The organism is Shewanella sp. P1-14-1, assembly GCF_001401775.1.
Taxonomy (GTDB): domain Bacteria; phylum Pseudomonadota; class Gammaproteobacteria; order Enterobacterales; family Shewanellaceae; genus Shewanella; species Shewanella japonica.
Genome location: NZ_LKTL01000019.1, coordinates 77,809 through 89,601, shown reverse-complemented (window position 1 = coordinate 89,601; position 11,793 = coordinate 77,809). Strand labels below are relative to the sequence as shown.

At 42.0% G+C, this 11,793-nt stretch carries 11 protein-coding genes; 5 read left to right on the top strand and 6 right to left on the bottom strand.

Going from position 1 to position 11,793, the window contains the following annotated elements:
• Positions 1-3: 3 nt before the first annotated feature.
• The gene (locus AN944_RS14680) at positions 4-1,650 is read right to left on the bottom strand and encodes an efflux RND transporter periplasmic adaptor subunit (RefSeq protein WP_082420027.1); all 1,647 of its coding nucleotides are present in this window, start codon (positions 1,648-1,650) and stop codon (positions 4-6) included.
• 221 nt (positions 1,651-1,871) lie between these two features.
• Positions 1,872-2,300 (bottom strand): hypothetical protein, encoded by a 429-nt coding sequence (locus AN944_RS14675; RefSeq protein ID WP_144430199.1) that lies wholly within the window; start codon positions 2,298-2,300, stop codon positions 1,872-1,874.
• A gap of 453 nt (positions 2,301-2,753) precedes the next feature.
• Here AN944_RS14675 and AN944_RS14670 point away from each other — a divergent pair, with 453 nt between their 5' ends.
• Positions 2,754-3,317 carry a NapC/NirT family cytochrome c gene (locus AN944_RS14670; protein ID WP_055025386.1) on the top strand — a complete coding sequence of 188 codons (564 nt, stop codon included), beginning with the start codon at positions 2,754-2,756 and terminating at the stop codon, positions 3,315-3,317.
• 382 nt (positions 3,318-3,699) lie between these two features.
• On the opposite strand, the gene AN944_RS14665 is transcribed toward AN944_RS14670, so the two are convergent.
• Positions 3,700-3,984, bottom strand: a complete 285-nt coding sequence (locus AN944_RS14665; RefSeq protein WP_055025385.1) for a DUF1145 domain-containing protein — start codon at positions 3,982-3,984, stop codon at positions 3,700-3,702.
• A gap of 9 nt (positions 3,985-3,993) precedes the next feature.
• Entirely contained in the window at positions 3,994-4,578 is a 585-nt protein-coding gene (gene rsmD / locus AN944_RS14660) for a 16S rRNA (guanine(966)-N(2))-methyltransferase RsmD (protein WP_055025384.1), read from the bottom strand.
• Between the two features lie 178 nt (positions 4,579-4,756).
• Here rsmD and ftsY point away from each other — a divergent pair, with 178 nt between their 5' ends.
• The 4 genes from ftsY to rpoH all read left to right on the top strand — a co-directional run bounded on the left by ftsY (position 4,757) and on the right by rpoH (position 9,029).
• Positions 4,757-6,274 carry a signal recognition particle-docking protein FtsY gene (gene ftsY / locus AN944_RS14655; protein ID WP_055025383.1) on the top strand — a complete coding sequence of 506 codons (1,518 nt, stop codon included), beginning with the start codon at positions 4,757-4,759 and terminating at the stop codon, positions 6,272-6,274.
• A 6-nt stretch (positions 6,275-6,280) separates the two neighbouring features.
• A complete protein-coding gene (gene ftsE, locus AN944_RS14650; protein ID WP_055025382.1) occupies positions 6,281-6,973 on the top strand; it encodes a cell division ATP-binding protein FtsE in 693 nt (230 codons plus the stop codon).
• Complete coding sequence (ftsX, locus tag AN944_RS14645; RefSeq protein WP_055025381.1) at positions 6,973-7,938, top strand: permease-like cell division protein FtsX; 966 nt, start codon at positions 6,973-6,975, stop codon at positions 7,936-7,938. The genes ftsE and ftsX overlap by 1 nt, the downstream gene beginning before the upstream one ends.
• Before the next feature lie 227 nt (positions 7,939-8,165).
• Complete coding sequence (gene rpoH / locus AN944_RS14640; protein WP_055025380.1) at positions 8,166-9,029, top strand: RNA polymerase sigma factor RpoH; 864 nt, start codon at positions 8,166-8,168, stop codon at positions 9,027-9,029.
• A gap of 79 nt (positions 9,030-9,108) precedes the next feature.
• On the opposite strand, the gene menE is transcribed toward rpoH, so the two are convergent.
• Positions 9,109-10,608 (bottom strand): o-succinylbenzoate--CoA ligase, encoded by a 1,500-nt coding sequence (menE, locus tag AN944_RS14635; RefSeq protein ID WP_235530929.1) that lies wholly within the window; start codon positions 10,606-10,608, stop codon positions 9,109-9,111.
• A 48-nt stretch (positions 10,609-10,656) separates the two neighbouring features.
• The gene (gene menC, locus AN944_RS14630; protein WP_082420026.1) at positions 10,657-11,763 is read right to left on the bottom strand and encodes an o-succinylbenzoate synthase; all 1,107 of its coding nucleotides are present in this window, start codon (positions 11,761-11,763) and stop codon (positions 10,657-10,659) included.
• Between the last annotated feature and the right edge of the window lie 30 nt (positions 11,764-11,793).

Below are 11,793 nucleotides of genomic sequence, written 5' to 3'. Positions count from 1 at the left end.
CGATTAATGATGCGCATGCGCATCTGATGTGTCAGTGGTGTTGTCTGCATTACTGCCACTTAGACGTTGTAAACTGCCTTGAATGCTTGCTTCGGAATCTAACAAGAATTGACCGGAAACAATGACTTTTTCACCTTCATCTAAACCATCAATAATCTCGGCTTTACCTTGAGCAATCATGCCAACTTTTACGGGAACTGAGGCAAAGCTGTTATTGTCACGCTGCACAACAACGCGATTTTCTCGTCCAGTAAGAATGAGCGCTTCGGTTGGAATGGAAAGCACATTACGTTTTGGCCCACCAAACAATTTTACATCGACCAGAGTGCCGGGTTTTAATTGCTTACCTGGGTTATCCAGCTTGATGCGCACACGCATTGCTTTTGAGACGGGATCGAGCTCTGGGTATATGTAGTCAATGGTCGATTCTAAATCGAAAATCCCTTGAGCCGCAGAAGACACTTCAACGGGGCGACCAATCTCAAGCCAGCTTTGCTCGTTTTCAAATACATCAGCAATCACCCAAACACTTTTTAAATCAACGATTTCAAATAATGTTGTGCCAGGTTCAACAAACATGCCATGCCTTACCGACAGTTTGCTGACAAACCCATCTTGGTCTGCGTAGTAAGGTACGCGGTAAATGGTTTCACCTGTGCGTTCAAGTTGTTTGATGGTGCTATCACTCACTCCTAATAGCTCTAAACGCATACGCGCTTTGCGCAGTAAGCTTGCGCCGCGTGCTTTATCTTGTTTAAGGTAATCAATGGCTTGCATGTAATCATCTTGTGCTGTAATCAACTCTGGCGAATAGAGTTCATAAAGCAGTTGACCTTTTTTCACTTTCTGGCCGACATTGTGGACCATTAACGTTTCCAGCCAGCCATCAACACGAGTATGGGCATGACCAATTCGGTTTTCATTGTATTCAACGGTTCCGATTGTACGTACTAATTTCCATAAGGTTCCGCTTGTAACTTGTTCACTGCGCATACCTAAAGCTTGTTGCATACCGCCTGATACGCCGACAAGTATCTCACTAGAACTTGCATCGCCCATGGTGACTTTTTCTAAATCCATACCACAAATAGGACAGCTGCCAGGTTCATCTGAAACCACGTGAGGGTGCATAGGGCAAACGTATTTAATATGACTCGTTTGTGCTTGCTTGTTAGCAGGTGTTAGCGTGGGTTTAGGTTGGCTTAGGATATTGTCTGCTTGCGTTTGGGTAGGAGTATCGACGACTGTGGACGCCATTGCATGGGCATGTCCGGCATGTTCATCTGCGGAAAATTCCTCCTCTTCTTCTTTCACTAAAAACATATTGCACTGAGGGCAACGGCCTTTTTCGTGGCTGGTTTCTTCAGGATGCATTGGGCAAACATAAGTAGAGGTATTTTTAGTCTCTTCTTGAGTGATGTCTTTGGCAGCATGAGAGCCGGATACTTGTTCTGTCGACTGGTGAACTAAAAACATGTTGCACTGAGGGCAACGGCCTTTTTCATGGCTAGTTTCTTCTGGGTGCATTGGGCAAACATAACTCTGCTCAGTCACTTGATGTATTTGACTATGCTGTTGTGCCTGAGATGGCATCGAAACAAGCGAGAACCCAACAGAAATCGCAATCAATATACAGTTTATGTGTTTCATAAAAACCTCAAATGGCGCTTATATTCGTCGCTGTGACGCACAAATTCGCCTAAATATCTTGTCAGTAAAGCATTTAAATTACGTGAAGCTATAACAGCTGACTTTCAGTATGAACAAGCGGTATTACTCTGTGATGTATCTCAGTGTATACCTACCGTTGTGCTCATGCCTTCTGTACCTATGCTTTGGCACAAGTAAAGCGGCTGATATAGCAAAGGTTGTTATACGATGGGAGGTTTGAATGCGGGTAAAGTTTGATGAAAAAAGAAATGCGGCAGAGCTGTGGCTTCTGCTTTGATATTAATAGGTGTCGCTAAGGTGATATCCAGGCTTTGCAAGTGACCGGTCATTGAGATTGTTAAGCAATGTCCACAGTCGATGCTGCATCCAGACACTGAATCACAACAGGCACTTGATGTCATTTGCACCATTTCAGGCATGGTGTCACAACATGAATGATCTTCTTCATCTGCTGAAGATGTCATTGCACTGCCCATGTGGTGCTTAACATTTGTATTAGAGGCGAGTTCGTAAGCGTCATGTGTCATGCTCGGCATAACCATCGCATAGCCATTAGTCACCAAACCTTGTCCGAGTAAAGCGAACAAAGCGAGGAAAGTCATGATGTGATGCGATAATGAAAGCTTCATGGTTCTCCAATCGGTGCCAACAAACAAATAAGTGATGAACATTTGAGGCAAGCAATGATACAAGTGCCAAATATAGCTTGTTAACAACTTGCCAGCAATCAAAGTGTCATAAAAAGCCTAACTTTTCATCTAGACCCATTAAAACCAAGATAGTTCAATGCGTTAATATGGCATGCTTGATATGAGGAGTATTGTATCAAGTTAAAGAATCTTTGCGAATATGCTCAGCTTGTATTAGGTTTAAGTAAGTTGTATTGAGTCACTATTTATGTGGTTATTTAGATCTGGCTCTCATTTTGAGCATAATTTGGCAACTTATTAATTAAAACATGTCCTTAAATCATTTTTTTAAGGTTAAAACAACCTAGAATATAATTATTATTTTTAGAATTTAAAAATTATATTTTAGAGTTCAAAAATTATAAATTAAATATTCTATATTGGAGATGAGTGATGAACTGGCGTGCACTTTTTAAACCTAGCGCAAAATATTCAATTATTGCACTGATTATTGTCGGTGTGGTTATGGGTGTAGTGGGCTACTTCGCTACTCAACAAACTTTACATGCAACCAGTACAGATGAATTCTGTATGACTTGTCATAGTAACCATTCACTGAAAGATGAAGTCCTTGCTTCAGCTCACGGCGGCGGTAGTGCTGGTGTGACAGTTCAGTGTCAAGATTGTCACCTTCCACACGGTCCAGTTGATTACTTGATCAAGAAAATCATTGTATCGAAAGATCTATATGGTTTTGTGACTATCAAAGACTTCAACACGCAAGCTTGGTTAGATGAAAACCGTAAAGAACAAGCTGACTTAGCACTTGAGTACTTCCGCGCAACGGACTCAGCTAACTGTCAACATTGTCATACTCGCATCTACGAAGACCAGCCTGAAACAATGAAGAAAATGGCTAAAAGAATGCATGAACGCAACGCCAAGCAAGAAGGCGATAAGAGAAAGACTTGTGTAGATTGTCATAAAGGTGTTGCTCACCCTTACCCTAAAAAGTAAGTAGACCTATACAAGGGTAGTTCATTGGGAGTGATGACTTGAGAGACTACCGATTAAAAAACCTCGCAATAGCGAGGTTTTTTTATGGCTTAAATTTGGAATCACCTCTTAAGAATAGAAGAAACGAATAAACAGAAAAGGAAATCAATAAGCCGGCCGTTATTTCGAATTTAACAATATGACCAGTTAAAAAACGATACCAATTACCATATCGCCGACACTCAAAGTTTGTATCCTCATATTAAATGAGCTGGGTAGCAGAGTTTGTTGCGAGCCATAATGTAGGTAATAACAAGGTAGGTAATGACAAGGTAGGTAATGACAAGGTAGGCAATTAAAAAAGCCCCACATTTGTGAGGCTTATGTCAAAGCAGAAATATGATTATTTTTCTGCTGGTGGTAGGTCTAATACCTTTTGGCGGTAGACTAATAACCCAAAGACACCGAAAAAATATACCTTAATATAATCAATGAGTTTAAGTTTAAGTAAGCTGCTAAACATCGTATGAAATATCAGTAGCTGGAAGAAATGCATCATCACTGTAATCAGCAACAAGATATTTAAAATAATACTGACTTGCCCTTCAAAAGGAATAAACAGGTTATAAAACATCACTAACCAAGTGAGTAGGGTAAAGCTTTTACCTGCAGTAATAAAAAACTTCATTATTGACCTTTAATCGATTTGATATTGGAATAAACGGTAGATCACTTGACCTGCCTTTTTCTGTTTTAGCTCCACCCAAGTATTGGGTAGCTCAAGGACATCAAGTTCAGATTCCGTCTCGACATAAATCTGTGCATTCTCGTTGAGCCATTGCTTTTCATCCAGTAAAGCAATGGTCTTGTTCGCTAAGTTTTTTCGAAACGGTGGGTCGACAAACACGATATCAAAGCCTTGCTTATCCATTGGTCCTTTTTCAAGTATAGCCAAGCTGTCGCCATTAATGACGTCAGCATTGTCGCACTGTAAGGTTTGCAAATTTTGAGTTAGCTGTTTGGCTGCGCTGGTTTGTAATTCAAAAATGCGTGCATAACTGGCGTAACGAGAAAGCGATTCAAGACTTAATGCTCCGCTGCCTGCAAAGCAATCTAATACTCGTGCACCACGAACATCACTTGAAAGCCAGTTAAACAGGGTTTCTCGTACTCTGTCAGTGGTTGGACGTAAACCTTCAAGGTTATGAATAGGGAGCTTACGTGAACGCCATTGCCCTGAAATGATTCTGACTTGGCCGCTTGCCGAGTTATTTTTGGACATTTTGCCCTCGTGATTTTGCCTGAACAAAGAAAGTGGTAGACTATGCAACCAATTAGAATACTCGATATTTTATACCAAACTGAAGTGTAAGGGTGAGCAATCCTTTGTACATTATGATGAATGGGCTATCGAGACTATTTTTCCGAATTTTTTAGCTCAATAAGCACTGGTAGTAGACATGGCAAAGAAAGGTTTTTTTTCGTGGTTTCGTAAAGACAAAACCAAAGAACAAGAGAAAGTAACAACCGAGAGCGCACAAGAGCAAATTGATACCAGTCATGCTGATCAGCAAGCGCAAGAACAGGAAGCAGCACGCATTGCTGAAGAACAGCGTCTGCAACAAGAACATGAGCAAGCCAAGCAGGAACAAGCGCGTCTAGAAGCCGAACGCGTTGAGCAAGAACGCCTTCAACAAGAGCGCCTTGAGCAAGAACGTCTTGAACAAGAACGTTTAGCTGCGGAACAACTTGCTACGGAACAAGAAGCTGCTCGTGTTGCTGAAGAACAGCGTCAGCAACAAGAACGTGAACAAGCCGCCCTTGAGCAAGCCAAGCAGGAACAAGCACGTCTAGAAGCCGAACGCGTTGAGCAAGAACGTCTTCAACAAGAGCGCCTTGAGCAAGAACGTTTAGCTGAGGAGCAACTTGCAGCAGAGCAAGAAGCAGCCGAACAAGAGGCGGCACGTATTGCTGAAGAAGAACGTTTAGCCGAAGAAGCGCAGCAAACTGATGCTGAACTCATTGATGAGCCGCAAGCAAAACCTGCTAAAGAAGGCTTATTTGCACGACTAAAGCGTGGCCTATTACGCACCAGTGAAAACATTGGTAGCGGATTTATGGGTATTTTCCGCGGGAAAAAAATTGATGACGAGTTATTTGAAGAACTCGAAGAGCAACTACTGATTGCAGATGTGGGCGTTGAAACCACGACTCGCCTAATCGATAGTTTGACAGAGAGTGCATCACGTAAACAGTTAAAAGATGCTGAAGCTTTATATGAGCTGATGCGTGATGAAATGCAAAAAATTCTCGATCCTGTTGCTATCCCTCTTGTACCTGAAAACAGTGACGGCCCTTATGTTATTTTAATGGTTGGTGTGAATGGTGTTGGTAAGACAACCACCATAGGTAAATTGGCAAAACAGTATCAAAAACAAGGCAAATCTGTCATGTTAGCTGCGGGCGATACATTCCGTGCAGCAGCTGTTGAGCAATTACAAGTATGGGGTCAGCGTAATGATATTCCGGTTGTTGCGCAACATACTGGTGCAGACAGCGCATCCGTGTTATTTGATGCATTGCAAGCGGCTAAAGCACGAAACGTTGATGTATTAATTGCAGATACCGCAGGACGTTTACAAAACAAAGGTCACTTGATGGAAGAACTGAAAAAAGTTGTTCGTGTCATGAAAAAATTAGACCCTAATGCACCGCATGAAGTGATGTTAACGCTAGATGCAAGTACAGGACAAAATGCCATTAGCCAAGCGCAATTATTCCAAGAAGCGGTTGGTGTAACGGGTATTACCATCAGTAAGTTAGACGGTACAGCAAAAGGCGGGGTTATTTTTGCCATTGCTGATAAGTTTACTATCCCAATCCGTCATATCGGTGTGGGTGAGCAAATTGATGATTTACGTACCTTTAATTCAAACGATTTTATCGAAGCATTATTTAGTCAAGACAAGGCAGAATAGTCATATATGATCCATTTTGAGCAAGTCAGTAAAATTTATCCAGGTGGCCAAAAAGCCTTGTCAGAAGTCAATTTTCGCCTGCATCAAGGTGAAATGGCGTTTTTAACCGGACATTCTGGCGCTGGTAAAAGTACCTTGCTCAAATTGATCACTGTGATTGAACGTGCTAGTGCAGGTAAAGTCTCAATTAATGGCCATGATATTGCTAAGTTAGGCAAAAAACATGTGCCATATCTTCGCCGTAATATCGGTATGATATTTCAAAACCATCACCTATTAATGGATAAAAGCGTATTTGATAACGTGGCTTTGCCTCTTGTTATTGAAGGCTTTTCTCATGGTGAAATTCGTAAGCGAGTTGCTGGTGCTTTAGATATGGTTGGTTTATACGGTAAAGAGCGCCATCTACCGGTCATGTTATCAGGCGGTGAGCAACAACGTGTCGGCATTGCCCGGGCGATTGTTAATAAACCGCCTTTATTACTTGCCGATGAACCAACGGGTAACTTAGATCCTAAGTTATCGATGGATATTTTGCGGTTATTTGAGACCTTTCATGATGCGGGAACAAGTGTGCTTATCGCAACCCATGACTTGGGCTTAATTGCTCGGATGAAATATCGCACCTTAACCCTACGCCAAGGCAAGATGCTAGGTGGTGATGAGATTTACACGACAGATACTCAGGGACAGGCGTAATGACAAATAAGGTGAGCATTACCGCAAGCAAACTACCGTTTACTGGTCGATTAGTGATGTTTTTCGTTCGTCATATTCAACAAGCGATGGCGAGTATTGGTGAGTTGTGGCGAAATCCTATTTCGTCAGTGATGACCATGGCAGTATTAGGGGTCAGTTTGAGCTTACCTGCGGCGCTGCAAGTCTTAGTAAAAAATGCAGAGAATATTACCCAGTCGTGGAATAACGCTGCAGAAATTTCATTATTTATTAATGAAGGCCGAAGTGAGCAGTCCATTCAAAGCCTAATTTCCCGTATAAAAGTTTACGCCGAAGTGGATGTGGTTGATTATATTAACCGAGACCAAGCACTAGAAGAGTTTCAACGTTTATCTGGTTTTGGCGAAGCATTATCTTATTTAGATTCAAACCCGTTACCTGCCGTGGTGGTGGTCACACCTTTAGCGCGCCATTCTAGCCCAGAAGGGGCAAGGCAGTTGCTGGCTAAGCTTGAGCAAGAGCCTGAAGTGAGCTTTGGCCGCTTAGATATTGAATGGCTAGAGCGTTTGCAAGCCATGGTTAGATTAATAGAGCGTACTGTTCTAGCCATAGCGGCCTTATTGGTTTTGGCTGTGGTATTGGTTATTGGTAATACGATTCGCCTGGCTATTATGAATCGCCGCACTGAAATTGAAGTGATGAAACTTGTCGGTGCGACAGAAGCGTTTATCCAGCGTCCCTTCCTTTATACAGGTATTTGGTATGGTGTAATCGGTGGCGTTTTGGCGTGGATTATTATCAATTTACTGGTTTGGTACCTCGATTCTGCACTTGCTGAGCTATTGGGTTTGTATGGTAGTCAGTTGCAGATCCAATCTTTGAGTGTGGCTGAGTTAGTTAAGCTAGTACTGCTAGCTTCGTTCTTGGGGTGGTTGGGTTCATATTTGTCTGTTAGGCAACATCTTCGTGCAATTGAACCGTCTTAATAATTCTGTCGTATAGGCATGCTAGATTAAGACTATCGAAAAAATGAACATTTGTTCACTTGCATTTTCTTATGTTTCAGACGACTATCATTTAGCGCATATTTTATGTGCATTTCGGTGTTGAACCACTGTTGACATATCTTGTCTTATAATAGATAGTTCACCACTTACTTAAAATCTTTTAAGTAAAAAAAGTGTTAAAAACGCAGTAACTAGTAGGAGCTTTAATGGCCTTTCAATCGCAATCTATGTCACTCACTGTCCCTAGAGGAAGTAGCAGCTTAGAAGCATACATGCAATCAGTCACAGGCATCGAGATGCTTGGGGCAGAGGAAGAGCATGAGTTAGCTAAACGTTTGCAAGAAACTGGTGATCTACAAGCTGCGAAGAAATTAATTATGTCTCACTTGCGCTTTGTTGTGCATGTGGCGAAAGGTTATTCTGGATATGGTTTGCCGCAAGCGGACCTTATCCAAGAAGGCAACATTGGTTTGATGAAAGCAGTAAAACGCTTTGATCCTGATGTTGGTGTGCGTTTGGTGTCTTTTGCTGTGCATTGGATTAAAGCGGAAATTCATGAGTACGTGCTTAAAAACTGGCGTATCGTGAAAGTTGCAACCACTAAAGCGCAACGTAAATTGTTCTTCAATATTCGTAAAACTAAAAAGCGTTTAGGCTGGTTTAGTGATGAAGAAGTTGGCATGGTTGCAGAGAATCTTGGTGTGTCTAAAAAAGACGTTACCGAAATGGAGTCGCGAATGGCGGCGCAAGATCCTGCATTTGACTTAACCAACGACAATGACGATGACAGCAGCGCTGATTTTGCTCCTGTTCATTACCTAGAAGATCACTCTTCTGATGTGGCATTAGAAGTTGAAAATGAAAACTGGGAATCGGATTCACAAGCTCGTTTATTCTCAGCGATTAAAACCCTTGATGAGCGAAGCCAGCATATTCTTCGTTCTCGCTGGTTAGATGACGATAAAACCACATTGCAAGAACTTGCAGCCACTTATCAAGTATCGGCTGAACGTATCAGACAGCTTGAAAAGAATGCAATGAACAAATTGAAATCTTGTATGGAAATCTAAGTTAATTAGTGATGCGACCAAGATGATTAAAACCTGCTCCGGCAGGTTTTTTTATGCCTTGAAAAGACTGAGTATGTCTTTAGTTGTTTACTTCATTCAAGTTGGCTTTAACCGCAGCAATGATCGCTTTTCGAGGAACTTTAAGGCTCGTAGTGATGACATTTTCAGGCCATGAATAATACTGGCGAGGACGTTTAAAGCGTGCCACTTTCGCCAGGACATGTTGCTGTAACGATTCGATTATCTTTGCTGTAAGGGACAAGTGTTTATCTGTTAACTGGATAATGGCAGCGGGTAATAAGCTAAACTGCGGGTCAGCTTGAGCAAATACCACTGCATCATTAACTAGAGGGTGCGACTTTAGCGCAGCTTCAATCTCCTCTGGGTGAATATTTTCGCCGCCACAGATAAACATATTATCAGTGCGTCCAAGCAAGTATAAATTGCCTCTTTCGTCCTGCTTTGCTCGGTCTTGAGTATTGAACCAACCTTGTGAGTCCAGTGGCAATGTTAGTGATGCTTGGGTGATTGCTGCGTGTGATGACTCATTTTTATCTGAGTCAGCCAAATAACCCAAGAACAGGCAATCACCTTTAACCCAAATGGTGTTATCGACGATGTTAAGTTGGCGATGCAATAATACTTGGCCGAGATGCCCCTGTGGATTGATAGCTGCCGTGGTGATTTGCGAACTCATCTCAGACATACCGTAACTGCAATAAGCATTAACTTGTTTGTCAGCAAGCGCTGAGACTAAATGAGGTTCTATAGCGCCACCACCTAATAATAAGGCTTTGACACTATCTAATGAGTGGGGATGTTGTGCAAGTAGCTTACTTAATTGCGCCGCAACCAGCGAAACGTGAGTCACCTTGCTTGCAATGATCTGTTGCCACAAAGCTTGGCTATCATTTAACACCACTGCTGCACCAGCAAGAGCGCATCGATTAATGATGGCTAAGCCACCAATATGAAATAACGGCAAGGATAATAACCAGTTATCACCCTGTGCTAACGCGATGTTGTTAGCAGAACCTACTGCACTAGCAATGTGGTTTTCCAAGCAATGTACAACGGCTTTTGGCGCACCGCTAGAGCCTGAGGTCAAAATGATATTTAACGGTTGCTGGGGATTTATTTTAGGTATCGCGCCACCTAAAGCAGTGTTAGATAGCGAGATGGTAAGTTGTTGCTTGTTTACGACGCGATTATTGTCCGCTTTGTTATTGTGCTTAATGCTTGATTCATCCATAAATGAAGGTTCAAGCCATATCGCATCAATGTTAAAGCGTTGACATAATTGGTTAATTTGCTGTGCAGGAAAGCGTGGGGAAATGGGTAACAACACGGCACCCAAGTCAACACAAGCCCAATATAAGCAAACCATTTCGAGGTTATTTTTGCTGACACAAGCGAGTCGGCTATGTTGTTTAATACCCTGAGTTTGCAACGTCTTAACTAGGTGGCAAACCATGGCACTGAGTTGCTGATAGGTTAACGAAGCCACTGAACTTGATGCTTGCTTGATGGCGATAGCATTCGGTTGATTAAGGGCTGTTTGATGCAATGGAGAAATCATCTTCATACCTATTTTATGCTGCCTACTTTTGCTCAATAGCGACCAGAATTAACCTTGGTAGTGTTGAAGCAGTTGACATACCTCAAGGTTAAGTTGATTGTCTGAGTTCATTAATGGCTGAGTAAAACTGGCAAGTGTGTCAAGCCCAGGAATTTCGTCTGGTGTTAACACTGCAGCAAGTTTCGCAAGATCCCCAATCCCAAGATTGGCCTCTAAACTTGAACTTAAAATACACCGCACGCCATGGCTAGTAGCAAGGTTAATCAGCTGAACTAATTTATCAATATTACCGAGTACCATAGGTTTGATTATCAAGGCTGCTAGTCCTTCAAGCATTTCAAACTGGTAATGACCATCATTTAAGGTTTCATCAAGTGCAAAGGGGATATGTAGGCTTTGGTATACAAGTTGGCTTTGCTCGGGCGTTTTACAAGGCTCTTCGATGTACTCTATAGCTTGTTTCGGTAGGCAAGCTAAGAACTCAATAGCTTGCTCAACGCTAAAACCTTGATTGGCATCAAGGCGTAATTTCAGTTTTGGATTAATAGCTAAAATTTGATGAATAAATGCAATTTCTTGCTCGATACTTGCCTGAGCGACTTTAACTTTAATGGAATAAGTCCCTATGGGTAACGCATTAACTTGCTGCGTTAAGGTCTCAATACTGGTGTCGTCTTTATAATAAAATAGGCCAACTTTACGTTCATCAACATGGGCATATTGAAATTGTGATGACGATTTAAATCCGAGCAAACTTAACCCTAAACCTATAGATGCAAAGGGCGCTTGATTGGCAAGTTCATTCAGTGCCTTGATAGGTTGCCCTATCAGAGAAGGTAATTGTTGTTCAAGGTATTCAATGACCTGTGATAATGATTCAGGACTAAATCCAGTTAGCGGTTCACCTTGAATATCAACACCTGACAAAGGGGCTATTTCAACAAACTCTGGGGCGCAGTTATCAAATGTGGCACTGATGATTAGCCCTAAACGTTGATTAATTCGCTGACTGGCGACGGGCAGAGCCGGTTCAAGGTCAATTTTATATTGATGTATGCTCAGATCTCGGATGCTTGCTTGCGCCACATTGTCAGTCGTTTCGCCAATTTGAGTAGAGCATGAATGGCTTAAAAGTTGTGGGGCATCAAAGTGCATAAAGCAAATATCCTATAAAGCGATGGCCAC